Source organism: Rhodothermales bacterium (assembly GCA_041391505.1).
In the GTDB taxonomy this organism is placed as follows: Bacteria; Bacteroidota; Rhodothermia; order Rhodothermales; family JAHQVL01; genus JAWKNW01.
This window is the reverse complement of the sequence record JAWKNW010000010.1, coordinates 121,497-146,801: the sequence shown is the minus strand read 5'-3', so window position 1 is coordinate 146,801 and position 25,305 is coordinate 121,497. Positions and strand designations below refer to the sequence as shown.

Annotated in this window: 13 protein-coding genes; 7 read left to right on the top strand and 6 right to left on the bottom strand. The window is 67.1% G+C overall.

Annotated features, from left to right (window positions below):
* Position 1: 1 nt before the first annotated feature.
* Genes R2834_11820 through R2834_11810 form a run of 3 tightly spaced genes read left to right on the top strand, consistent with a single transcriptional unit; the run spans position 2 to position 4,700 of the window.
* Positions 2-1,561: a cytochrome c3 family protein gene (locus R2834_11820; GenBank protein MEZ4701012.1), complete on the top strand. Its 1,560-nt coding sequence runs from the start codon at positions 2-4 to the stop codon at positions 1,559-1,561.
* A 19-nt stretch (positions 1,562-1,580) separates the two neighbouring features.
* Positions 1,581-2,405 (top strand): FHA domain-containing protein, encoded by an 825-nt coding sequence (locus tag R2834_11815; GenBank protein MEZ4701011.1) that lies wholly within the window; start codon positions 1,581-1,583, stop codon positions 2,403-2,405.
* A gap of 30 nt (positions 2,406-2,435) precedes the next feature.
* The gene (locus R2834_11810; GenBank protein MEZ4701010.1) at positions 2,436-4,700 is read left to right on the top strand and encodes an FHA domain-containing protein; all 2,265 of its coding nucleotides are present in this window, start codon (positions 2,436-2,438) and stop codon (positions 4,698-4,700) included.
* 4 nt (positions 4,701-4,704) lie between these two features.
* Here the strand turns inward: R2834_11810 and R2834_11805 are convergent, their stop codons facing one another.
* Entirely contained in the window at positions 4,705-5,652 is a 948-nt protein-coding gene (locus R2834_11805; GenBank protein MEZ4701009.1) for a sugar phosphate isomerase/epimerase family protein, read from the bottom strand.
* 56 nt (positions 5,653-5,708) lie between these two features.
* A complete protein-coding gene (locus R2834_11800) occupies positions 5,709-7,217 on the bottom strand; it encodes a DASS family sodium-coupled anion symporter (protein ID MEZ4701008.1) in 1,509 nt (502 codons plus the stop codon).
* Positions 7,218-7,340: 123 nt separating this feature from the next.
* Here R2834_11800 and R2834_11795 point away from each other — a divergent pair, with 123 nt between their 5' ends.
* Positions 7,341-7,718, top strand: a complete 378-nt coding sequence (locus R2834_11795) for a hypothetical protein (GenBank protein ID MEZ4701007.1) — start codon at positions 7,341-7,343, stop codon at positions 7,716-7,718.
* 167 nt (positions 7,719-7,885) lie between these two features.
* Here R2834_11795 and hrpB read toward each other — a convergent pair whose 3' ends face one another.
* From hrpB to R2834_11775, 4 genes are all read right to left on the bottom strand, one after another.
* Complete coding sequence (hrpB, locus tag R2834_11790; GenBank protein MEZ4701006.1) at positions 7,886-10,399, bottom strand: ATP-dependent helicase HrpB; 2,514 nt, start codon at positions 10,397-10,399, stop codon at positions 7,886-7,888.
* 48 nt (positions 10,400-10,447) lie between these two features.
* A complete protein-coding gene (locus R2834_11785; protein ID MEZ4701005.1) occupies positions 10,448-11,254 on the bottom strand; it encodes a hypothetical protein in 807 nt (268 codons plus the stop codon).
* Between the two features lie 131 nt (positions 11,255-11,385).
* Positions 11,386-12,426 (bottom strand): acetoin utilization protein AcuC, encoded by a 1,041-nt coding sequence (locus R2834_11780; protein MEZ4701004.1) that lies wholly within the window; start codon positions 12,424-12,426, stop codon positions 11,386-11,388.
* Positions 12,427-12,495: 69 nt separating this feature from the next.
* Positions 12,496-15,258, bottom strand: coding sequence for a bifunctional acetate--CoA ligase family protein/GNAT family N-acetyltransferase (locus tag R2834_11775; GenBank protein ID MEZ4701003.1), 2,763 nt, complete (start codon positions 15,256-15,258; stop codon positions 12,496-12,498).
* Between the two features lie 519 nt (positions 15,259-15,777).
* Between R2834_11775 and R2834_11770 the strand changes: the two genes are divergently transcribed.
* From R2834_11770 to R2834_11760, 3 genes are read left to right on the top strand one after another with little or no spacing between them, the layout of a single operon-like run.
* Positions 15,778-18,267: a M64 family metallopeptidase gene (locus R2834_11770; GenBank protein MEZ4701002.1), complete on the top strand. Its 2,490-nt coding sequence runs from the start codon at positions 15,778-15,780 to the stop codon at positions 18,265-18,267.
* Positions 18,264-21,686 carry a DUF6603 domain-containing protein gene (locus tag R2834_11765; GenBank protein ID MEZ4701001.1) on the top strand — a complete coding sequence of 1,141 codons (3,423 nt, stop codon included), beginning with the start codon at positions 18,264-18,266 and terminating at the stop codon, positions 21,684-21,686. The genes R2834_11770 and R2834_11765 overlap by 4 nt, the downstream gene beginning before the upstream one ends.
* Positions 21,683-25,051 (top strand): hypothetical protein, encoded by a 3,369-nt coding sequence (locus R2834_11760; GenBank protein ID MEZ4701000.1) that lies wholly within the window; start codon positions 21,683-21,685, stop codon positions 25,049-25,051. The genes R2834_11765 and R2834_11760 overlap by 4 nt, the downstream gene beginning before the upstream one ends.
* The last annotated feature ends 254 nt before the right edge of the window (positions 25,052-25,305 follow it).

Sequence of the window (25,305 nt, the reverse complement as noted above, 5' to 3'; positions counted from 1 at the left end):
CATGGCTGAGGACAACGCCAGAAAAAAAGGCCGATTTGGGCGATTTGGTTTTCCCGTCGCCACCACGTATCCGTCGCGCCGGCGCCGGCTGCCGCTGTATGCGGTGGGCGTAGCGGGCGCCCTGATCCTGGGCGGCGTGTTTGCCTTCGATGCGGCTGTAGGCGGCGGTACGCTGGTGTCCGATGGACCGCTTTCGTCGAACCACGCCGGCTTCGGCGGCGACTGCGCCAGCTGCCACACCCCGACGATGGGCGTCACCGACGACAAGTGCGCCGTCTGCCATGAAAAGTTTGGCGATAACCTGGGGCTCCATTCGCTCGACGCGCACTACGTCTATCGCTCCGGCGATTACAGCCGGATCGTCCCCGCATCCACCGACGTCACCTGCGCCTCGTGTCATCGCGAACACGAAGGCCCCCACGCGGACATCGCCGCCGTACCGGACGCGACGTGCGGCTCGTGCCATGACGTCAGTGGCTTCGACACGCACCCGGAATTCGAAGCCGTCACCACCAGCGACACCGACGCCGCGAACCTCAACTTTCCGCACACGCTGCACGTGAGCGAGCTGCGACGGCGTGAATCCCTCGTCGATATCGAGCAGGCGTGTCTGTACTGCCACAACGCCGATGCCGACGGCAAGGGGTTCCAGCCGATCGATTTCGAGGCGCACTGCGATGCGTGTCACCTGACGACCAGTACGGCGACACCCTTCCTGGATGTCGCGGCCGGCGCCACGCCCGGGGTGAGGACGCTCCAGACCATAGTGAGCGCACAACGTGCCGGCAACCGGTGGGCTTTCTTCGCCAACCCCGATGAATTCCAGACCCGCGGCGCCTCCGTTCGCAAGCGCCCCGTCTATCACGCCGACCCGTGGATCATCGAGAACCTCCGCAGCCTGCGCCAGGTCCTCTATCCCGCCAGCAACCTCGCCGATCTGCTGACCACGTCGGCGGACGTGGCTCCGCGCGATGCGAATGTGTTGTACGAAGAAGCCATTCAGACGCTGCGCACGTACATCGACGAGTTACGCAACCAGCCGGACCGGGCGGTGCAGGCCGAACTCGAGCGGGCCGGCGAGCTCCTCACGCGCGTCGAACGCCAGCTCGCAGACCCCCTGAGCCCCCGCGACGAGACCCAGTTTCTCGTGAGCGCGGCGGAGCTGAATCCCGCCCTGTCGCCGGCGCAGGTGGAAGCCTATCAGAAGGTCGTCAGCGACCTCACCCAGCCGTGCCAGGAATGCCATGTCGTCGAGAAGGCGACGATCAAGCGGGTCCAGACCGACCAGCGCACCTTTATCCGCGCCGAATTCGACCACCGTGCGCACATCATCCAGGCACGCTGTCTGGATTGCCACGGCGAACTCCCGATCCGGCAGTTCGCGGCGATCGACAGCATCCCGCCACCCGAGGTCGACCGCGCCGAGATCCACAACCTGCCCCACATCGCTACCTGCCAGACGTGTCACGCCGACGACAAGGCATCGAATACATGCGCAACGTGCCACGTTTTCCATCCCGACACCGAACAACGATCGAACCTGCTCCTCTATCTGGAGTGACCGCCAGCCGCCGCACGATATGATAGCCAGGCTCTTTTCGAAAACCGGCGCGCTCGCCGGCACCGACCACCTGATCGAACGGGAAGCCGTGATCGGGAGGGATGCGAAGTGCGACCTCGTGCTTTTTCCCCACACGATATCGGGCCGGCACGCGCGGATCTACTTCAGCGAGGAGAAGCAGGCGTATTACATCGAAGACCTCGGCAGCAGCAACGGCACGCAGGTCGATCGTGTGCCCCTGAGCGGTCCTGCGCGACTCGATGACCTGAACGTGATCACGTTCGCGAGCGACATCTTTTTTGTTTTTCAGGTGATGGCCAGTGCGCCGGCGCACGCGCCGTCCGCTCGGTCTCGCCCGACGGGCGCCCACACCTCGCTCGGCGAGGCGTTTGTCCCTCCGCCGGATCTCGGCTCGCCGCCGCCGGCGGACGATCCGGGGATGCGGACCTCGTTCGGCCAATCGTTCGACGCCCTTCCTGATCTTGCCCAGCCCGATCTGGGAAGCATGGGCAAAGATGCCCCGCCGCCGGCACCTCCTGCGCCCCCTCCACCGGTCGTGCGCACCTTCGAGGTGAAACTGGCCGATGGCGGCGCGGCGTCCACGACGCTCAAGTCCGGGATCTACCTCATCGGTCGGCTGCCGTCGAGCGATATCGTCGTGGCCGACAGCTTTGTCTCCTCGCGCCATGCCGAACTCCGCGTCGACGGCGCCGTCGTCACGATCACCGATCTCAACAGCAGCAATCACACGTACGTCAACGACGTCCAGATCAGCGAGGCGACGCGGCTTGAGCCGGGCGACACCGTGCGATTCGGACCCAAAACAACGGCTACCCTGCGCTGAAGCGGGGTGTCGCGACAGCTCCAAACGAACATGCCTGAGAACGAACGGCCGGGTTCTACCGACGCATCCCCCGAGGTGCTGGATCTTCTCGTCGTAGGCGGCGGCCCGGCCGGCACCGCCGCGGCGTTCCGCGCCCGCGAACTGGGCCTCGCAGTTCGGGTCATCGACTACGATGACCTCATGAAGCGCATCCGTGACTACGCAAAAGAGAAGCTCATCCTGCCCCATTTTGGCGGGGGCGACGCCATGCAGTTTCCGGCCGGCGGCGACCTCATCGCCGCGCTGCAATTCGGTCCGATCGACAAGGACGACCTGTGCGCGCGATGGCGAGGTCTGTACGAATCGCACCGCATTCCGTGGAGCGCGGGTCTTGAACTCACCGGCCTGGAGTCCCGTCCGGACGGCCTCATCACGGCGCGGACCTGGGATCACCGCGGCCGCGTCGAGGCGCTGTTTACGACGCGCCACGTCGCCCTGTCCATCGGTCGCGGCGTGCCCCGCCGGTTCGACATCCCCGGCGACACGGCCGGCATCACGTACCGCCTGGACGATGCGCTGACGTACGTGGGCGCTCCGGTATGCGTGATCGGCGGAGGCACCTCCGCTGCCGAGGCCGTGATTGCGATCTCGAATGCGAAGGCCGCCGCCGGCGATACCTGTCCGGTATACTGGTCCTACCGCGGCAACAGCATGCCCAAGGTTTCCCGCGCCCTGTCCGAAGTCTTTTTCGAGGCCTATCTCGGCAACGGCAACATCCGCTACTACCCGGGCAGCGAACCGGTGGCGGTGCTCGTGGGGCCGGATCGCGAGGAATACGTCTCCATCCGCGTCGACCGCCGGCTTATCGACGGGCGATCCATCGAGACGACGCATCTGGAATTCCCCAAAACGCAGTGCATCGCCTGCATCGGCGAAGACATCCCGGAGGCCTTCCTCGAAAGCCTGGGCGTTTCGATGGTCACCGGCGGCCCGAAGGCGAAAAAGCGGATGGCCGTTACGCCGCTGCTCGAGACGCGGGTGCCGAATGTCTATCTGATCGGAGACATCCTGAGCCCGGCCTACCTCGAGACCGACGACCATGCGGGCGACCCGGCCGGATTTCGGGAGATCCGCCGCGCCGGCAACATCAAGGCGGCCCTGCGCGACGGCGTCTTCATCGCCGAGGTCGTGCGCCAGAAGGTCGACGGGCGCGCCCAGGTCGAGGTCGCCCTTCGTTTCGCGGAAGACCTTGAATCGCCGTCAGCCGGCGGTGAGGCGAGCGCCTCGTTTCTGCGCGACAGCGTGCAGCCCGACGAGGTTCCGCCCGCGACCAGCCCCAGGCTGATACGCGTGACCCTCGCCGGCGTCGAAGAAGACGAGTACGCCCTCCCGGGCGACCGTATCACGATCGGACAGGCGGCGTCGAACGATGTGGCGTTGCCCGGCGAGTCGTCCATCGCCGAGCACCACGCCACGATCACCCGGGTCGACGGCGTCTTCCACCTGCGAGACGAGGGCAGCAAGGCCGGCACGTTCCTCCAACTCCCCTCCGGGCAGCTGCGTCCCCTGGCGAACGGGGACCTGCTCCAGATCGGCCGCCAGTTCCTGGTATTCACGCGGCAGAACGAGGCCTGGCAGTGCACGCATTACGATCACGTCGGCACCGTCGTGGGCCGGCACGACCTGGCCGACGGCACGATCGTCCTGGGGCGCGAAGCGCCGGATATCGTGCTGGGGCCGGATGACCGGATGGTCTCGCGGCGGCATATCGCCTTGCAGGTGAAAGACGGGGGCCTGGCTGTGAAGGACCTGAACAGCCTCAACCATACCTACCTGCGCATCCGCTCGGATTACCCGATCCGGCACGACGAAGTGATTCGCCTCGGGCAGGTCCTCTTCCGGTTGAGCGAACACCGGAACGAGCCGGCGAAAGCGGTCTCCTTTGTCGGGACCCTGCCTCCTGAGCCCATTGCGCCGCCGGCCGCGGCGTCGCCGGCGGTCGCTGCGCCCGCCGTTGCCGGGGGGCCATCCGTCACATTCGAGGGCCGGGGGGGCCCCTTCGCGCTCGGCGCCTCGGAGACGGTGCTGGCGGCGGCAAAAAAACACGACATCCCCATCAACTACGAATGCGAGAGCGGTCGCTGCGGCTACGACCCGGTCCGTATTCTCTCCGGCGCCGAACACCTCAACGAGATGGATGAGGACGAGGAGGGGTGGACGGTCGAGGAGGTGTGCAAGCTCAAGCCGGGCGAACATCGCCTCGCCTGCATGCTCAAAGCCCGGGGCCCGGTCGTCGTTCAGATCGTCGAGAAGTAGGGCCTCAGGTCAGCCGGTTCGCGATGAAGCCGACGTTGGCGCGGGTATCTTCCTGAAAGCGTCCGTCGCGGCCGCTGGTCTCCAGGATGAACCACCGGTCGTACTCGATGTCGCGGCAGGCCGCCGCGACGCCGGCGAAGTCGACGCCGCGAGAGGCGGGGCCGCCGAGGACGGGCGTCATCGGATCGTCCAGTCCGAGTGTCTCCTTGATGTGGATCTCGCAGATCCGCGCGCTGCCCAGCAGCCGCAGTTCGGTGGGCACGTCGTACCCGTAGGCGGTGGAGTTGCCGACGTCGTAATAGACCTGCACCATCGGGGAGCCGACGCGGTCGAGGATCTCGAGGTTCTGCATCGCCGTGAGCGTGTTTTCGAGCCCGAGGATCACGCCGGCGTCTTCCGCGCGCGGCGCGATCTGCCGGAGCGCCTCGACCACGCGGGTGACGCCCGCCGCGTCCAGTTCGTAGGTGCTGAACCCCTCCGTACCGAGGTCGCGAAACGCCCCCATGCCGTCGCGAAGCCGCAGGTCGCCGTTACCGAAGAAGGCGACGAGGATGCAGGACGAGCCGAGCGCGGCCGCCGCCTCGACGGCGTCGATGACGTAGACGGCCGATTGCGGCTCCGACTTCAGCGGGATCCGGTTGAGGATGTTGCCGGCGGCGACCGACGGAAACGCGATGCCGTGCTCCTTGCCCAGATCGAGGTACCGCTCGCGGACGGCGGCGAGCCGGAGGGGCATAAAATCCGGCCGGGTGCCGACGCTCACCTGCACGCCGGCCAGGCCGGCCGCGGCGGCCCTGGGGATATCTTCCGGGTCGCAGGAGCGCCCGAGGTTCCAGTCGCACATCCCGATCCGGCCCGCGGCGAACAGCGGTCGGAATTCCGGGCGGAGGATGCCGGCGGCGGCCAGCGCGGAGCCGGTCGTCCGTAGGAAATGGCGTCGCGATAGCGGCATGGCGGTGCGGGGTAGCGGGGGATCGGAAAGATAGCGCTTCCGGGAAGGAAAATACATCAGGGCGCGAGGAGCGCGCGAAACGCTTCCGGGAAAGCGTCCGGCGTGAAGCCCCACAGGGCCGGCAGGATGAAGTAGGCGATCACCGTCACCAGCGCGATGGACAGCAAGTTGAGCCCGATGCCGGCGCGGATCATGTCCTGGATGCCGAGGTGGCCGGAGCCGAAGACGACGGCGTTGGGCGGCGTGGCCACGGGGAGCATGAAGGCACAGGATGCCGCGATGGTTGCGCCGATCATGAGGATGTAGGGGTGGACGTCGAGCGACAGCGCCAGCGCGGCGAGGACCGGCAGGATCATCGCGGTAGTGGCGAGATTCGAGGTGATCTCCGTCAGGAAGTTGACGCTGGCGATCACGACGAGCAGGATCAGGAAGAGGGATACCCCCTGGAGCAGCGTCATCTGCTGTCCGATCCAGAAGGCGAGGCCGGTCGACTGGAACCCGTTGGCGATGGCGAGGCCCCCGCCGAAGAGCAGCAGGATGCCCCAGGGCAGCTTCACGGCCGTCTCCCAGTCCAGGATTTTCCCGCCGGTCGCGCGGGAGGCCGGGAGCAGGAAAAGCGCGATCGCGCCGGCGATGCCGATGATGGTGTCGTCGATCGCCGGCAGGAAGCGGGCGAGGAGGAAGGAGCGGCTGATCCAGGCCAGGGCGGTGCCGACGAACACGAGCAGCACCATCTTCTCCTCGAACGACAGCGGGCCGAGGGCGCGCAGGTGCTCGCGGATCTCCGCGCGGCCTCCGGGAATGGTCTTGTGCCGCAGCGGAAACACCACCCGCGTGAGGTACTGCCAGCAGATGAAGAGGAGGAGCAAGGAAATCGGGAGGCCGATCACGATCCACTGCGCGAAGGTGATCTCGACCTGGTACGTCTCCTTGATCACGCCGGCCAGCACGAGGTTGGGCGGCGTGCCGATCAGCGTGGCCATCCCTCCGATCGATGCGCTATACGCGATGGCCAGCATCAGCGCCTTGCCGAAGATGGCATTTTCGTCCTCGAGCGTGGCCGGATTGTCCTTGAGCTGTGCCACGATGGCCATGGCGATGGGCAGCATCATGACCGCCGTGGCCGTGTTGGAAATCCACATGGACAAAAACGCGGTCGCGACCATGAAGCCCAGGATCATCCGCGAGACGTTGGTCCCGATCACGTTGATGATCGACAGCGCGATGCGCCGGTGGAGGCGCCACCGCTCGATGGCGATGGCGATGATGAAGCCGCCGACGTAGAGGAAAACGAACTTGTCGCCGAACGCCGCCGTCGTCGCGCTGAGGCTGAGGCTGCCCGTGAGGGGAAAAAGTACGATCGGGAGCAGCGACGTGACCGCAATCGGCACGGCTTCTGTGATCCACCAGACGGCGATCCATACCGTGGAGGCCATGACCATGCGCCCCTCGTCGGTAAGGCCCTCGGGGTGCACGAAGTACCCGAATACGAGAAAGAGCAGCGGTCCGAGTATCAGGCCGGCGGATTGGGGAGACAGCGCGCTTCGCGAGGGGTCACGGGTCATCGGTCACGGGTTCGGTCACAGTGCATCGGACGCTGGGCAGGGGCGTGGTGGGCGTTTGTCGTGTCGCCCGGTATCGCTCCCGAAGATAGGATGCTGAACGCAGCTAAACCAATGCAACACATTATGCGATACGCCCTGCTACTCCTCGCGCTCGCCGGCTGCCATACGATGCGCTACCCCGCCGGCAGTCTGGTCGCCGGCGATCCGGTCACGGTCTGGATGCGCACCGACATCGCCGTCGACCGGCCATGCAATCCGGATGCGCCCGAGCCGGCCGGGCTCGAACGCGAACTCGAGGCCCGGACCGATTCGCTGCTCCTCCAACTGGCCGACGTCGACGTGGCCGTCTATGAAAACCAGACCTTGCCCCGCCCGACCTGTCGGTCCTGCGACTGCGACGCGCCCGGCGGCCGGCTCTACATCCGGGTGCCTGCCGAGCGCGAGCGTCTCGTGCACGCCATGGGGTTTCAGGTAGGGGTGGCGCCGGCAGCGGAGTGGTGATTAGCGAACAAGGATTGGCGATTAGGGATCAAGGATTAGCGATCAAGGAGGAACGATTAGCGATCAAGGATTAGTGATTAGCGAGGGGATTATTTCTATAGACGACAGCTGAAAAAACGGGCTCCTACCCCTTCTCAAATCGCTACTCCTTGATGGCTAATCGCTAATCATCGAGGTTTCACCCGCCGCGTCGGCTCGGCCTGCGAAGGGTCCTCGGGCCAGTAGTGTTTCGGATAGCGTCCGCGCAGGTCCTTGCGGACGTCGAAGTAGGTGTCCCGCCAGAAGCTCGCGAGGTCCTGGGTGACCTGCACGGGGCGTTGGGCGGGGGATAACAGGTGCATCGTCACGGGCACCCGGCCGCCGGCGAGGCGCGGCGTTTCCATCATCCCGAACACTTCCTGGAGGCGGACGGCGAGCACGGGTTTCGCCGGGTCGCTGTAGTCGACGGCGATGGCCGAGCCGCTGGGCACCTCGAGGCGCTCCGGGGCGAGGGTGTCGAGCTGGCGCTGCCGCTCCCACCCGAGCAGGGCCGTGAGGGCGGGGACGAGGTCGATCTTTTTGAGCTCGTCGAGGCGGTGGATGTGCTGGACAAACGGGGCGAGCCAGTCGGCGAGGGTGGCGGTGAGGTGCTCGGTGGACGCATCGGGCCAGTCGGGGAAATGGTGATGGACAAACGCCATCCGCGCGCGGAGGCGCTCGGCCTCCTTGCTCCAGTCGAGGAGGTGGAGGCCCCGCGCGGCGACTTCACCGAGGAGGGCCCGGGCGATGGCCTCCGGCGCGGCGTCGTTCAGCGGCGTTTCGGCGAGGACGACGGCCCCCAGTCGGCGCTCGCGTTTCGCCACCACGCGGTCGCCTGTACGATCCCACACCACCGCGTCCACCGTGTCCACCTGCCCCCCCAGCACGGCCTCGATTTCTTCTCGGTATAGCGGCGCCGCCAGAAACAGGCGCGCGCCCTCGGGCCGGCCGTCGAGCGACGCGGCAGCCAGAAACGGGGCGGAGGCCAGCGGGTCGTGCGGATCCAGGATGGCGCGCCGGCCGTCGCGCATGCGGTACCGCCCCTCGGCGAGGCGTTGCGCGATGCGGTCGGGGTACGCGAGGGCGAGGACGGCGCCGGCATGGGACGGGTCCGCCGGCCGGTCCCCCGCGCCGAGGCGCTTTCGCCACCGGGCGGCGCCGTGCAGCACCTGGTGCAGCGCGCCGCGGTCGACCTTCATGTGGTGCCACATCGGGCCGGGTCGCTCGCCGGCGCGGACGCGGTTGAGCAATTCGACCCGCAGCCGAAGGTCGGTCGCGGCGATGCCGTCCGCGCCGCGCAGGAGATCCCGCTCCTCCAGGAGCGCGGCCAGGTCGGCGGCCAGGGGTTTGTCGGGGCTGCGCAACAGCATGTGGGCGAGGCGCGGATGTGTCGGCAGGTCCGCCATGTCGCGCCCGAGCGGGGTGAGGCGGCCGGCGGCGTCGAGGGCATCGAGGTCGGCCAGGAGCTTTCTGGCCCGGGCGAACGCCGCGGCGGGCGGCGGGTCGATCCAGGCCAGCTCCGACGGGTCGGCGGCGCCCCAGGCGGCGAGGTCGAGCGCAAGCGGCGCGAGGTCGGCGTCGAGGATCTCGGGCGGACGCGCATCGGCGAGGTGCTGCTGCTCGTGGTCCGACCAGAGCCGGTAACACACGCCGGGCGCCTGCCGGCCGGCGCGGCCGCGGCGCTGGTCGGCGGCGTCGCGGGCGACGGGCAGGGTGGCGAGGCGCGTCATCCCCGAAGAGGCGTCGAAGCGAGGCACCCGCATCAGGCCGGCGTCGACGACGACGCGGACGCCGTCGATCGTGAGGCTGGTCTCCGCGATAGAGGTCGCGAGGATGACCTTGCGCCGGCCCGACGCGGCCGGCTTCAGGGCCCGGTCCTGCTCCTCGCGCGTCAGGTCGCCAAACAGGGGGAGCACGTCCACCGCGGCGCCGGCGTCGGTCAGCAGGTCGAGCGTGCGCCGGATCTCGGCGGTGCCGGGGAGGAAGACGAGGATGTCGCCCTCGGTTTCGCGCAGCGCCCGGCGGACGGCCTCAGCCGTGGGGTTTTCCGGGCGGAGGCCGCGCAGGGCGTGGCCCAGGTAGTGGGTCTCGACCGGGTGCATCCGGCCCTCGCTGCGCACGACCGGGACCTCCCCGAGGTGCTGGGCCAGGGCGTCGGCGTCGAGGGTGGCGGACATCACGAGGAGCCGCAGGTCGGGGCGGAGCACGTCCTGCGTCTGCCGGCAAAACGCGAGGCCGGCGTCGGCGGGCAGGCTGCGTTCGTGAAACTCGTCGAAGATCACGATGCCGATGCCTTCGAGCGACGGGTCGTCGAGCAGCATGCGGGTGAGGACGCCCTCGGTGACGACCTCGATGCGGGTGTGCCGGCTCACGCGGGTCTCCTGCCGCATCCGGTAGCCGACGGTGCGTCCGGCATCTTCCCCCAGCAAGTCCGCCATACGGTAGGCTGCCGCGCGGGCGGCGAGCCGGCGCGGCTCGAGCAGGACGATGCGCTGGCCGGCAAGCCAGGGCGCATCCAGCAGGGCGAGGGGGACATGCGTCGTCTTGCCCGCCCCCGGCGGCGCCTGGAGCACGCAGCTGGCTTCGTCGCCGAGAGAGGCGAGCAGGCCGGGTAGCGCGCTGTCGATGGGGAGTTCAGGGAAACGTGGCGTTCTCGGGCTCATCGTACGGCTCCGGCCTGGCCAGGAGGGTGGTCGGCACTGCGACGATCCCTAGCGGTCCCGGCCGATCAGCACAAACCGGGTCTCGAAGAACAGCGTGCCTATCAGCTGATTCTCCGCGTCGCGTGCGTCGGAATCGTACTGATAGACGCGCTGGACCAGGCCGGCCGAGGTGACATGATCCGTGAAGTGTCCGTTCTCCGGGTTGTCTTCCATGGTGATTGTTTCGACGACCACGCAGTCGAACGTTCCCGCCGGCACGTCCAGCGGTTCCTCTCTCAGGGCTTCTCGGACCTGTAGCCAGGGATCCGTGAAGGATGTCCACCGCGACCCGATCTCCAGCGGAAACGTGACGACGACGCGCGGATCGGCGCGTATCTGGATGTCCCCCGGTGTGCCGGCAACCCGGCCTTCCACCGTTCGCCACGCCGTTACAAACCGTTCGAACGCCGGCGAGCGCTTGATGCCGAGGGCCGGAGCACCGGTTTCGCCGTTACGGTACGCGACTTCCACGAGTTGGCTGTCATTCTGGATGTACCAGACCGCGTCCCTCAGTGCCGGCTCGGCAGGGTCGAACAGGTCGAGCTGCAGGGTGTTGGGGATGCCGGGGATGTCTTCGGAAGTCGGCGAGACGTTTACCGCAAACGTGTCGATGTCGCTCGACGTGGAGCGTACGACGCCGTCGAAGCCAGTAACGGTTGTCGTCAGGGTGGTCTGATAGCGCAATGTCCCGCCCGGTGCAAACGCGATGGCCTTCAGCGTGCCCTCATCGGGGTCTTCGGCGTCGCATCCCGTGCTGAAAAGGGCGTAACATGCCAGCATGATCACGCCGGCGCTGCATCGGAACATGCTTTTCATAGATCGACATGGACTGTTGATGATGGGGTGTGTCGACGCCATGCCTGTCTCATGTCGTGCCGGTCGACACGTGGTAATTGCTGTTTGATCAACAAACCGTATCGGGTTACATCATGCCGGTGGAAGTCGGTTCATGGGTCATGTACCGAGCGTGTTAGTCCCGGCGGATACGCCGGTTCCCATCGTTTCAGCCACGCCGCCGGCATCCGCTCGGGCAGCGGGCGTTCCTGCAGGACGTGGATCAGGATCGCCCAGCAGCGGACCGCGGCGTCGAGGTCGTACCCGCCGCCGAGGGTGAACACGGAGCGGCCGCCGGCATACCGGTCCGCGTAGTCGAGGAGCAGCCGGTACAGCCGCTCGAAGGTGTGGGTCGTGAGGGAGAGATGGGCGAGGGGATCCTTGACGTGGGCGTCGGCGCCGGCCTCGACGATCAGCAGGTCGGGTCGAAACGCTTCCAGCGCCGCGGGGACGACGGCCTCGAAACGGGCGAGGTACTCCGCCGGCGTGGTATCCGGCGCGAACGGGACATTCACCGCCGTGCCGACCCCCTCGCCGACGCCCCGCTCGTTTTCCATGCCCGTACCGGGGAAGAGGAACTCGCCGGACTCGTGCAGGCTGATGGTGAGTACGTTGGGTTGCCGGTAGAACACCCACTGCACGCCGTCGCCGTGATGGACGTCGATGTCGACATACGCTACCCGGAGCCCGCGTTCGCCGAGCATCGCGATCGCCACCGCGAGGTCGTTGTACACGCAGAAGCCGGCCGCGCGCGACGGGAAGGCATGGTGGAGCCCACCTCCGAGCTGGAGCACGCGGTCCGCCTCGCCATCTGCCACCATCCGCGCCGCCTCCAGGGTGCCGCCGACGATCGCGCGCGCCGCCTCGTCCATGCCCGGGAAGATGGGCACGTCATCGGTATCGAGTCCGAAGCGGGCTGCCCCGGGCGTCCATGCCAGCACGGACGCCGAGGCGACGGCGTTGAGGTAGTCCTGCGTATGGATGCGGAGCAGATCCGCGTCGGTCGCCGGCGGAGGAGGCGTCGTTTCCAGCGGATAGCCGAACGCCTCGAACAGGTCGATCAGGGCCTCCTGCCGCTTCGGGCTGAACGGATGCCCCGGCCCGAAACAGTACTTCAGGTAGTCGGGATGGAATACGATCGGGACCGGGTGCACGCGATTTATGGTGTTACCTGTACGGTTGGATGGTGGCATCCGCGGGTTGCGCGGCCTTTCGGATGGACATCACAGGTGTCGTTCCGCCTGGACGATCCGCTCGTCGGGCAGGTATTTCACCGTGAACCCCAGTTTTTCGAACAGCCGGCGCATACCGTGGTTTTCCGGCAGGGTCTGGCCGGTCACGCGCTGGAGCCCTTCGGCGCGGCCGGCGTCGAGGAGCCGGCGCAGCAGTTCGGTGCCCACGCCGCGTTGCTGGTAGTCGTCGTGGACGAGGATGGAGACCTCGGCCTCGACGGGATCCGGGTTGCGGCTCAGGCGCGCGGCGGCCACGATTTCGGCCCGGTTCGTCGCCGGGTTCTGGTGTTCGGCGACGAAGGCGATCTCGCGGTCGTAGTCGATGAAACAGAGCCGCGCGAGCCGGCGGTGGTCGGTCCGGTGCTCGAGCGAGAGGTTCTGGATGTATCGGAAATACACGCTCTGTTCGGACAGGTCGTGGTGCAGGTTCACCATCATCGGTTCATCCTCCGGCCGGATGGGGCGGAGGATCACGTCCGAGCCGTCCTCCATCTTCCACGTGCTAACATATTGCTGTGGATACGGGCGGATGGCCAGCTTGGGCAGCGAGGCCGGCTCGGTGCCCGGCGGGTGCAGCACCACGCGGGCGTCGAGCGCGAGGATCCGCTCGTGATTGGTCAGCAGCGGGTTGATCTCGACCTCCTTGATGAGCCGGTTCTCCACGACGAGCTGGCTGAACCGCACCATCAGGCGTTCCAGCGCGCCGCGGTCCACCGGCGGCCGGCCGCGGACGCCTTCGAGCGCCCGGTAGATCTTCGTCCGCTCCATGATGCGCCGCGCGAGCGTGGTGTTGAGCGGTGGCAGCCCCAGCGCGCGGTCCTTGAAGACCTCCACGAGCGACCCGCCGGTCCCGAACAGCATCACCGGACCGAACTGGGGGTCCATCGTGCTGCCGACGATCAGCTCGTATCCGTCGAGCGGGATCATCGGCTGCACCGTCACCCCGAGGAAATCGCCGGCGCTGTAGTGCGTGGTTACCGCGGTGCGGATCGCCTCGAAGGCCTCGCGCACCTGCGCTTCGGCGCCCAGGTTGAGGCGGACGCCGCCGACGTCGGTCTTGTGCGTGATCGTGTTGGAAAGCAGCTTCAGCACGACCGGGTAGCCGAGCGTTTCGGCGTGGGCGACGGCGGCGTCGGCGTCGAGGGCGAGCACGGTCGGCACGGTCGGGATGCCGTAGGCCGCCAACAGCTGTTTGGATTCGTATTCGTTGAGCAGGGCGCGGCCGTCGGCGTGGACGGAGGCGATGAGGGCGTTGGCCGCGTCGAACGCCGGCGGCGCCTCGCCGGGGTGCACGGGAAAGTCGGGCGTCTCATACAGCGCCGCGAGCCGGTAGGCGTGCTGCCACATGTAGGAAAACATGCGCGCGGCGGTATCCGGGTAGTTGAACGTCGGGATACCCACCTCGTTGAGCATCTTCTCGCCCTGCTCGATGCTCTCGCCGCCCATCCAGCTGGCGAGCGTCGGCAGCTTGCTGGCGTGCATGAGGTCGCGGATCTCGCGGGCCGTCTCCGTGGGGGAGGTCATGGCCTGTGGGGACAGGATGACGAGGATGCCGTCGCTGTCCTTTTCGTCGGCCAGGATCTTGAGGGTGTCGCTGTAGCGCTGCGGCGAGGCGTCGCCGATGAGGTCGATCGGGTTGGCGTGGCTCCACGTCTCGGGCAGCACCTTGTTGAGCCGCTCGATGCCGGCATCGGACAGCGAGGCCAGCTTCCCGCCGCTCGTCAGGAGCGCGTCGGTGGCGAGCACGCCGGGGCCGCCGGCGTTGGTGACGATGGTCAGGCGTGGGCCTTTCGGGGGCGGCTGCTTCGAGAGGATCTCCGACATGAAAAAGAGATCCGAGATCCGGTCCACCCGGAGCACGCCGCAGCGGCGGAAGGCGGCGTCGAGCACCTCGTCGCTGCCGGTCAGGGCGCCGGTATGGGAGGAGGCGGCCTTGGAGGCCTCCTCGGTCCGGCCGGCCTTGATCACGATGATCGGCTTGCTGAGGGCCACCTCGCGGGCGGCCGACATAAACGAGCGCGGGTCGCCGATCGACTCCATGTAGATGACGATGCTCCGCGTCTTCGGGTCTTCGCCGAGGTAGTAGATCAGGTCCCCCCAGCCGACGTCGAGCATCGAGCCGACCGAGATGAAGGCGCTGAAGCCGACGTTTTCCTGAAAACTCCAGTCGAGGATCGAGGTGCAGAGCGCGCCGCTCTGGCTGATGAAGCCGACGGATCCCGGCAGCGCCGTCGCGCTGGCGAAAGTGGCGTTGAGCCCCGTCGGGGGGTGCATCACGCCGAGGCAGTTGGGGCCGATGAGGCGCATGCGGCCCCGCCGCGCGATGTCCATCACCTCGGTCTCGAGCGCGACGCCCTCGGGGCCGCGCTCCTTGAAGCCGGCCGAGATGATGATCGCCCCCTTCACGCCGGCCGCCGCGCACTCGCGCATGACGTCGGGCACCGTGTGGGCCGGCGTGGCGATGACCGCGAGGTCGACCTGCTCCGGCACGTCGGCCACGGTCGGGTACGCCTTGATGCCCAGGATGCTCGGGCGCTTGGGGTTGACGGGATAAACCGTCCCGCCGAACGGGCTGCTGATCAGATTCCAGAGCAACGTCCGGCCGACGGTGTGGGGCTTTTCGGTGGCGCCGATGACGGCGACGCTCCGGGGCTCGAAAAGCGGCTTGAGGGAGCGGGGCTCGTGGCGAAGGACGTCGTGCGACGGGTCGCGCGAGGTCAGTTCGGCGAGCGAGGGGGCTGAGGAGATGTCCATCTATGTATCAAAAAAAGGGTGTTCGCGGAGAGGTGCGAAACGCGAGGCGCGATAGACGGATCCGGGTATGGCCACTTCCCGACGTTTTTAGCGCCATTACGGGAAAGGGGCTTGGGGGATGGGGGATGATGCAGGATGCAGGATGCAGGATGCAAGATACCGCAGCTAGCATCCAACTCCTGCATCTTGCATCCCAAAACCCGCATCCAACATCCTGCATCCTGCATCTTGCATCCCAAAACCCGCATCCTGCATCCCAAAACCCGCACCCAACATCCCCCATCCAACATTTTTTATGGGGCGTGAAGCTTCTGTGAATCGGATGAGCTAGATTGTGGGGCAGGGCCGGGTAGTGCCCACTTCCGGTCTTGCTGTCCTTTCTCGCACGCACGCTCACACCCTGGAATAACGTCTTAAGGGGCTCCCATTCGCCGGCCCCGTCGCTTCGTTTGTGCCTTCGTAGGAAGATGCGATCCTGACTGGCGCCATGCCCCGCCGGCTTCTGCCGGGAGGATAGGTATGCCTATAGTGGATCTTTTCTGGGCCCGCGATCGCGACGTGGATATCCACGTGATCGCCGGGGCGCCTTCGCCCGACCTGCGCGTCGGCCATCTGGTCCTCGAGAAGGACGATGGGACGACGGATTTCGCGAAGAACTACCTCGATACCAACGCCGACACCACCGTCACCTTCACCCCGCGTTTCAAAGGCGTCGTCGCCGGCAACACGGTGACGGGGCACGGCATCACGTTCGATACCACGACCGGCGTGGCGACGCTCGCCAACGCGCTGCCGTCCCCGCGCAAATCGAATTTTATCGTCGAGGTCGTCGCCCGCGACGCGGCGAGCGGGGATGAGATCGACCGGGACGAAATCCGCTACCACGTCCATCAGTCCATCACGAAACTGTGGCTTACGCCGGGCCGGCTGACCGTCCGCCCGTACGACACCATCCGCCCGACCCTCTCGCCCTACCGCTTCGCGGTTCGCGCGCAGTTCGACGACGGCACGGTGGGGGACCTGAGCGGTCTCCCGGGGCTGAGCTGGACGCCCGTGGGGCGCGTCCAGGGCAGCGGCCGGCTTCGGATCAACGCCGGCGACAACCCGGGCGACACCATCCCGATCACCGTCAACCTCCCTGCCGCCGTCCAGGCCGACGCCGCGGCGCGGTCGGCGACGGCGAACATGGTCGTCGCGGCCGACTGGTCGCCCGCCAACCCCATCGACGTGTCCATCGTCGTCGGCGGCGGATGGCCGGGCACGATCAACCCGGAGGTGGTGCCGAACGTGCTTTTTCTGGGGGATGGATTCGGCAGCACGCCGGCCGACAAGACCCGCTTCGAGGGCTACGTCAATTCGCTGGTGCACTTCCTGAAGACCAATCCGGTCAACCATCCCTACGACGTGCTGTCCACGTCGATGAACTTCTGGTCCGCCTTCATCCCGTCGGATCAAATCGGCGTCTCGGTGCGCTCGGAGGTGTATGCCTCGGGCACGACGATGCGTTTCGTGCCGCCGCCGAAGCCGGTGCCGGCCTCGCATACCGGGCGGTGGACGCTGGAGCATCTGATCTACATGGCCGGCCTGCCCGTGCCGACGGACGACCCATCCATCGCGGCGCGCACCAACGCCGCCATCAAGGCCGAATGGGCCGCGCAGGTCGATCCCGACCCCGCCCCGAAGGTCAACGACGACCTCATCAACCGCTGGCGGCGGCTGGCGAAGCGGACCGTCATCAACGACGTGGATACGCCGCTGGGCGTACGGGTCGGGGCCGCCATGGCGGACTCGGGCGACTACAAGGACATCCAGCTCAACCGGAGCGATCGGATCGACCGGGACAACCTGGACGTGCTCCTCCGCGCCCTCCGCGATCCGCGCGGCATCCCCGTCCAGGACCTCTGGGCGGAGCGGGCCGACCGCACGCGGCCCAACAACTACGACCTCGTGTGCATCCTCGTGCCCGCGCCCGGCCGCGCCCTCAACAGCGACGGCTACTTCTTCGTCAGCGTGATCGATGCCCTGAAGGTGAAGCCTATGGCCGGCACCAATGCGCTCGACCTCGACTACTCGACCGCCGACCTGCCGGCCGCGTCGGACAACGAGCGGGGCCGCGTGCTCGCCCACGAACTCACGCATTCCTTCGGCATCGGCGACGAATACGGCGAGCGGCTGGGGCCGCCGGTGGACCCCGGCGGACTCGACATCGACGAGAAGTACGGCAACCTCACCCTGGAGGCCGACGCCAAAAATGCGGCGGGCGACTTTCACGGCGACGAGGTCAAATGGAACTGGCACCGCGTGCGCAACGCCGGCGTGCTGGCCGCGGCGATCGTCGATGCCGGCGGCGGCACCTTCCGGCTGCCGCTGCGCCTCGGCCACGGCTACCGGTTCGCGAAGGGGGATACGGTGCACCTGCGCTTCCGGGAGTACCCGAAGCCGCTCATCAAAAACCCCAAGTTATCCGCGCCGCTGGAAGTCGTCGATCCGGCGCCGACCGACAGCGCGATCCACGTCCGCGTCAAGGCCGGCGCGGCCCTTCCGTACCCGAACCTGGTCGACCCCGCCAACTACATCGCCGAGTTTCCCGCCGGCTCCGTCGTCTACATCCCAACCCCCGCGCCGGCCTCGGTGCTTTCCGCGGCGTACCCGTACGCCGAGATGGTGGCGAAAAATATCAAGGACTACATCACCCAGGAAAAGAAGCCGCTCACCAAGGAGCCGGCCGACAAGGACGACGACGACGTGCAGGCGCCCATCTTCAAGCGCAACGTCAACCTGCCGGACTGCTTCAGCAAGAATCGCCCCCGCATCGTGGGGCTGTATTCGGGCGGCAAGGCCTACCACAAGGGGCTGTACCATCCCACGGGGTCGTGCGTGATGCGCGAGAGCCATACCGACGGGATGGAATTCTGCGCGGTATGCCGCTACGTGCTGGTCGACATGATCGATCCGACGCGGCATGCCGAGATCGACCGCAACTACACCCTTATCTACCCGCAGCGATGAACGAAGCGCAGGACACCTTTCAGCTGATCGCCGGCGAACTCATCCTGGCGGTCGACCCGCTCCGCGAGGCCTTCACCGACCCCGACCAGTTCGTGGCGCTGATGCGCAAGCTCGGCTGGGAGGCCACCGCCCTCCCGGACGCCTACGCCGGCCTCGCGTCCGCCATCGCCGACGCCGTCGACCTCGTCGACGACCTCGCCCAGGGCACGCCCGGCGCGTCGGAGATCCAGGCGCTGATCGCCACGGCGCAGGACCTCTACGACCGCATCCAGGGCATCGCCGTCGCCCCGCCGGGCGTCGACGCCGGCGCCTTCCTCGCGGAAATCGGCGAGCGGTTGTTCGAGTGCCTGCTGACGGAGTACCTCAACCGGCGTCAGACGGCGCTGTTCGGATTCCTGTCGGCCCTCAACGTCATCACCGTCGAGCACCACGACGCCACCGGGAGCAAGGGGCCGCACATCCAGACCCGGTTCCACTGGGACCGGATCCCGGATCTGCTCACCAACCCCGTCGCCATCCTCCAGGGCGTCACCGGATGGGGGACGCCGGCGCCGAATTACAGCTTTCTCTTCAATCAGCTCGCCAACCTGATGTACGGGCTGGGCTTCTCGGTCCGGCTGCTGGAGATCGACGAGGAGCTGACCCTCGGGTATACCGGCGAGCTCGACCTGCCGGGGCTCCAGCCGGCGCGCGGGCTCAAGATCCCGCTGTATTACAACGAGATCGGCGACACGCCGATCGAACTGGCGGTGGAGTTTCACGCGCTGCCGGGCGCCGGCGGCAAGCTGCCGGGCATCGTCATCCAGCCGGCGATCCCTTCCGTCATCCCGCTGAGCTACCAGCTCGGCGAGGAGGTCGACCTCGAGATCCGCGCCGGCACCGACATCGGGTCGCAGTTCGGCATCCTCCTCTGTCCGGGCGTGTTCGACGTTAAATACCCGTTCCAGGACGGCACCTTCCCGTCCGCCGGCTTCGGGTTCACGATCGACTTCCATCCCGCCGAGCCCATCCTGCTGTTCGGATCGCCGGGCGGGTTGCGGCTCGAATGGAAGGGCGGCACCGTCGGCGGCGAGGCGCAGTTCGTGGGCGGCGAGCTCGAGGTGATCCTCAACCTGGGGATGAAGGACCTGACGCTGGTGCTGACGGCCGGCGAGGGCGACGGCTTCCTCCAGACCATCCTCGGCGATGCCGAGAAGCGGATCAGCATCCCGCTGGGGATGTCGTGGTCCAACAAGCACGGCTTCGGTTTCCAGGGCTCGATGAACTTCGAGCTGTCGTTTAACCCGCACTTCGACCTCGGCTTCATCCAGGTGCCGGAGTTCCGGCTCTCGCTCGGGCTGCCGGCGGGGAGCAGCAACCAGCTCAAGCTGGAGGCCGGCGTAAACATCCAGGGCGACCTCGGGCCGCTCCAGTTTGTCGTCGAGCAAATCGGGCTGGGGGTTTATGCGGCGTTCGAGCCCGGCAACCTGGGTCCGATGGACCTCTCGCTGGGCTTCAAGCCGCCGAACGGCGTCGGGCTCTCGATCGACGCCGGCGTGGTGAAGGGCGGCGGGTATCTGTATTTCGATTTCGACAACGAGGAATATGCCGGCGCGCTGGAGCTGGAGTTCAGCGGCTTCCTGACGCTCAAGGCCATCGGGCTGATCACCACCCGCATGCCCGACGGCTCGCAGGGCTTCTCGCTCCTGATCGTCATCACCGCCGAGTTTGGCACCGGGCTGCAGCTCGGGTTCGGGTTCACGCTGCTGGGTGTGGGCGGCATCCTGGGCCTCAACCGGCGGATGAACCTCGAGCCGCTGGTCGAAGGCATCCGGACCGGGGCCATCGACAGCGTCATGTTTCCGGAGGATGTGGTGGCCAACGCCCCGCGCATCATCTCCGACCTGCGCACCTTCTTCCCGGTGGAGGAGGGGGTCTTCCTGATAGGCCCGATGGCGAAGCTGGGCTGGGGCACCCCGACGCTCATCAGCCTCTCGCTCGGCGTCATCTTCGAAATCCCGGGCAACATCGCCATCCTGGGCGTGCTGAAGGTGGTGCTGCCGGACGAAGACGCGGCGCTCATCCGGCTTCAGGTCAATTTTATCGGGGCGATCGAGTTCGACAAGGAGCGCGCGTATTTCTTCGCCGCGCTGTTCGACTCGCGCATCATCTTCATGACCATCGAGGGCGAAATGGGCGTCCTCATGGCGTGGGGGAGCGACAGCAACTTTGTCGTTTCCGTCGGCGGCTTCCATCCCCAGTTCACCCCGCCACCGCTGCCGTTCCCGAGTCCGAAGCGGGTTTCGGTGGATATCCTGAATACGTCCTACGGGCGGATCAGCGTCTCGGGGTATTTCGCCGTGACGTCGAACACGGTCCAGCTGGGCGCGCGGGCCGAGCTGTATTTCGGGTTCAGCGACTTCAAGGTGGAGGGATGGATCGGGTTCGACGCGCTTTTCCAGTTCAACCCGTTCTATTTCATCGTCGAGATCTCCGCCGGCGTGTCGCTCAAGGTCTTCGGCGTGGGGCTGTGGAGCATCTCGCTCAAGTTCACGCTCGAGGGCACGTCGCCGTGGCGTGCGAAGGGCTACGGCAAGCTGTCGCTGCTCTTCTTCTCCATCAAGGTCAACTTCGACTACACCTGGGGCGAGGCGGAGAACACCGCGCTGCCGCCGATCGCCGTCATGTCGCTCGTGTCGGGCGAACTCGACAAGATCGACAACTGGACCGCGACGGTGCCGGCGTCCAACAGCCTCCAGGTGGCGCTGCGCGCGCTGCCGGCGGGGACGACGGACCTCGTCCTGCATCCGGTCGGGACGCTGACGGTGGCCCAGCGGGCGGTGCCGTTCGACATCACGCTCAACAAGATCGGCAGCCAGAAGCCGAGCGACGTCGAGTCGGTGTCGGTGACGGCGCTGGGCGGGCTGGCGAAGGTGAAGGACGTCGACGCGTCGTTCGCCATCGCGCAGTACCAGGACTTCAAGGACGCCGAGAAGCTCTCGAAGCCGGCGTTCCAGCCGCAGCACGGCGGGCTGGAACTGGCCACGGCCGACCGGGCCTACCAGACCGGCAAGGTCACCGAGCGCAACGTCCGCTACGAGACCATCATCATCGACACGAACTACCAGCGGTACGTCGTTCCGCTGTTCGAATTCCTATCCAGCCTCTTCACCCTGTTTTTGCGGGGCAACGCGGTCACGAAATCCGTCCTCTCGAACAGCTACAAGAAGCAGCTGCAGCCGTTCGACGAGCGGATCGCGGTGGGGACGGACGGCTACGCGGTGGCCTTCAACAGCACCAACACGCTGTACGACGGGCAGGCCGTATTCACCAGCGAGGCGCAGGCGCGCGAGTTCATGAACCGGACCGTCGCCGGCGACCCGGCGATGGCCGACGCGCTGCATGTGATCCCCCAATTTGAACTGAGCATGGCGGCATGAGCAAGCTAGGCATCTACACGTTCCTCCCCTGGCTGCGCCAGGGCATCGCCAACCAGATCACGCAGGCCGACGACGGCGCCGCCGGCAGCAGCCGCGCGACCGTCAACGTGACCCTGCGCATCACCGGGAAGAAGACGGGCGGCGGGGATGAGGTGCAGGACATCGTCAAACCCGTGCAGCTCTACGGCCCGGGCGATATCGTCGGCATCGACGCGAAGGCCATCGTCAAGACCGAGCCGCGCAACTGGATCACCAACTTCGAGACGAACTACCTGCCGGGGATCGATTTCTACGACGAGGACTTCCCCTGGCGCTACACGCCGGCCGCGCCCGACGCGGCCACGAAGAGCCGGCTGCGCCCCTGGATCATGCTCGTCGTGCTCAAGGAAGACGAGTTCACCGACGGCGTGGGCGTCGCGGGCCGGCCGCTGCCGTACGTCGTCGTCGAGGACCTCACCGTCTTCCCGAAGGCGAGCGACCTCTGGGCGTGGGCGCACGTCCACGTCAACCGCGGCCTGATCGCCGCGCCGGGCGATGTGTTCGTCGGCGCCAACGAAAACGGCGCCGTGCTCGACGGCTTCGAGGACACGCTCGCCGAGGACCCCGACCTCGCCTATTCCCGCATCCTGTGCCCCCGCCAGCTCGAGCCCGACACCGGGTATCACGCCTTCCTGATGCCGGTCTTCGAGACGGGTCGGCTCGCCGGCCTCGGCATGGACCCCGAAACCGCGCCCGGCGCGACGGCCTCGGCCTGGGAAGCCGCCGGCCGGCCCGAGGGCACCTCGTTCCCGTACTACTACCGCTGGTATTTCCGGACGAGCACGGTGGGGGACTTCGAGTACCTCGTCCGCCTCCTCAAGCCGCAGCCGATGGACCGCCGCGTCGGGCGCCGGCCGATGGATGTGCAGGATCCGGGCGTCAACCTGCCGGGGATCGACGACGCCGACCTCGGCGGCATCCTCAAGCTCGGCGGCGCGCTCCAGATCCCCGAAGACACGCTCGGCGACGAAGACCGGGCCGATGTCCAGAAGTACGAAAACTGGGACGAGCCGTACCCGCACGTCTTCCAGCAGCGGCTGGCCGAGTTCATCAACCTGACGGACGATTACGCCCGGCAGGCGGCCGCGGCGGCCAACGCCGGCACCGGCCTGCCGGACAGCGTCCGCACCAACCCGGACCCGCTCATCACCGCGCCGCTCTACGGCCGGTGGCACGCCCTCACCGAACGGCTGCTCAAGGATCCCGCCGGCGACCCGCTGCCGCAGACCCGGAACTGGGTGCACGAACTCAACCTCGACCCGCGGTTCCGGACGGCCGCCGGCTTCGGGACCAGGGTCGTCCAGCAAAACCAGGAGACCTACATGGAGGCCGCCTGGAAACAGGTGGGCGACGTGCTGAAAGCCAACCAGCAGATCAAGTGGGCGCAGCTGGCGGTGCAGACGTCGTGGGTGTGGTACGAGACGCACCTCAAGCCCATACAGGCGCAGCAGCCCGACCAGTTTTTCGCCCTCACCGCCCCGCTCGACCGCCGCGTGCTCGTCGACGGCAAGACGCGCTTCTTCGTGCAGAAAGCCAGCCCGGTGCCGCGCGCCGTCGTCGCCGCGCCGATGCGGCGCATCGCGCGCCCGCGGAGCCGCGCCGTGACGAAGCTCGGCTTCCCGGCCGGCGCCGGCCCGATGGCGATGGTCTCCCGGATCAACGCCGGCGAGATCCACCCCGCGCCGCCCAAGGTGACGCCGCCGTCGCTCCCCACGCCCGACCAGATCGCCGACGCCGCGCAGCCGACCGGGCTGCCGGGTTTTCTGCTGGACTGGCTCCGCCGCGCGCGCTGGCTCCGGTGGCTCTTCCTGGCGATCGCGCTCATCATTCTGATTCTCCTCCTGCTGTTCGTCGGTCCCGACCTCGCCGGCCTCACGCCGGGGCTCGGTTCGCTCGCCGGCATCGCGCTGGCGGTCGCGATCGGGCTGCTCTGGCTCTTCCAGCGCTCCGGCCGCGTCATCGAGCAGCAGGAAGCGGCCGATACGCTGGGCGAGGACAGCCTGACGCCCGATGCCGTGAACACGCTGCCGCGAAGCCCGAACTTCGTCCTCACGCCCATCGACGCGGCGTTCGAGCCGGTGCGGGGCGGGAGCGACAGCGCGGAGGCGACGCGGTTCAAGGCCGGCCTGTCGGGGGCGTTCGAGCTCATCCAGGCCAGCAAGGCGGTGTCGGCCCTGCCGACGCCGGTGCCGATGGATCTGCCGGCGGTGTCGCGGCAGACGTTCGTGTCGATCGACCCGGCGGTCACCATCCCCCGGCGCACGCTCGTCCGTGTCATCATCCCGGATCGCATCAAGGGCAAACTGATCGAACAGTTCGTGGAGGCGATGGCCTACCCCGAGTTCGACACCCCGATGTACAAGCCGCTCGTCGACCTCTCGTCCGAACTCTTCCTGCCCAACATCCAGTTCGTCGCCGAAAATAGCATCTCGCTGCTCGAGACCAACCAGCGGTTCATCGAATCCTACATGGTGGGCCTCAACCACGAGTTCGGGCGCGAGCTGCTCTGGCGCGAGTACCCGACCGACCAGCGCGGGAGCTACTTCCGCCAGTTCTGGGACGTGAGCTCGTTCCTGGACCGCACCGGCGCCGACCCCGAGGCGCTGAAGGAATCGCTCCGCGACATCCCGCCGATCCACCGGTGGTCGAAGTTCTCGAACCTGGGCGACCACGACAACCGCGAGAAGCCCGGCGAAAACGAGGAGGAGCTGGTGCTGGTCATCCGGGGCGAGCTGCTCAAGAAATACCCGACCGCCGTCATCTACGCGCAGCGCGCGGCGTGGGAGAAAAAGGGCGACGGTACACCGGACAAGACGAAGCCGCGCCGGCTGATCGCCGTCACGCCGGCGGAAGAAGAGAATCCGCCCGAAAGCAAGATCCGCACGCCGCTCTACGAAGCGAAAGTGGATCCCGACATCTACTTCTTCGGCTTCGACCTGACGGCCCTGGAAGCGAAAGGCGAGACCGAGGAAGATCCCGACGATCCGGGCTGGTTCTTCGTCATCAAGGAGCGCCCCGGCGAGCCGCGTTTCGGGCTGGATGTGGACCAGGATGGCGAGCCTGGAGGGACCAAAAATGTCTGGAACGACCTGTCGTGGACGGATGTCGGCGTCGCGCCCGGGTCCTTCCTGGCGCCGCTGCCTCCGCCGGCGGTGACGCTGGAAGCGCCGGCCGGCTCGCCGCTGCCCCAACTCGTCGCCCAGCACAACGAGGACATCCAGATCCCCTGGAATGCCAGCGTCAGCGCCGCCGAGATGGCCTACATCCTGTATCAGGTGCCGGTGCTCGTCGGGGTCCACGCCTCGGAGATGCTGCCGGATGTGTAGCAGATAATCGATAGTGAATGGAGGATAGAGGACGGGGACGAAGCATGCTGCATCGTCTGAATGTATAACCATCAGCGCCATGCCATTTCAAACCGCCATGTCATCTCGACCGGAGCGCACACGCATGTGGGCGCGAAGCGGAGAGACCTCCTCGGGTTTGGCACCATGCCAGGCGGCGGGAGGTCTCTCCGCTACTCCCCGCGGATGCGGGGATTCGGTCGAGATAACATCCTGGTTAAAATGACAGTTACGAT

What these genes read in the sequence shown, in the direction of transcription:
- R2834_11800 (MEZ4701008.1), bottom strand. Translation starts at nt 7,217, where the DNA reads ATGACCCGTGACCCCTCGCGAAGCGCGCTGTCTCCCCAATCCGCCGGC.
- R2834_11775 (MEZ4701003.1), bottom strand. Translation starts at nt 15,258, where the DNA reads ATGGACATCTCCTCAGCCCCCTCGCTCGCCGAACTGACCTCGCGCGAC.
- R2834_11820 (MEZ4701012.1), top strand. Translation starts at nt 2, where the DNA reads ATGGCTGAGGACAACGCCAGAAAAAAAGGCCGATTTGGGCGATTTGGT.
- R2834_11815 (MEZ4701011.1), top strand. Translation starts at nt 1,581, where the DNA reads ATGATAGCCAGGCTCTTTTCGAAAACCGGCGCGCTCGCCGGCACCGAC.
- R2834_11810 (MEZ4701010.1), top strand. Translation starts at nt 2,436, where the DNA reads ATGCCTGAGAACGAACGGCCGGGTTCTACCGACGCATCCCCCGAGGTG.
- R2834_11795 (MEZ4701007.1), top strand. Translation starts at nt 7,341, where the DNA reads ATGCGATACGCCCTGCTACTCCTCGCGCTCGCCGGCTGCCATACGATG.
- R2834_11785 (MEZ4701005.1), bottom strand. Translation starts at nt 11,254, where the DNA reads ATGAAAAGCATGTTCCGATGCAGCGCCGGCGTGATCATGCTGGCATGT.
- R2834_11770 (MEZ4701002.1), top strand. Translation starts at nt 15,778, where the DNA reads ATGCCTATAGTGGATCTTTTCTGGGCCCGCGATCGCGACGTGGATATC.
- R2834_11805 (MEZ4701009.1), bottom strand. Translation starts at nt 5,652, where the DNA reads ATGCCGCTATCGCGACGCCATTTCCTACGGACGACCGGCTCCGCGCTG.
- R2834_11765 (MEZ4701001.1), top strand. Translation starts at nt 18,264, where the DNA reads ATGAACGAAGCGCAGGACACCTTTCAGCTGATCGCCGGCGAACTCATC.
- hrpB (MEZ4701006.1), bottom strand. Translation starts at nt 10,399, where the DNA reads ATGAGCCCGAGAACGCCACGTTTCCCTGAACTCCCCATCGACAGCGCG.
- R2834_11760 (MEZ4701000.1), top strand. Translation starts at nt 21,683, where the DNA reads ATGAGCAAGCTAGGCATCTACACGTTCCTCCCCTGGCTGCGCCAGGGC.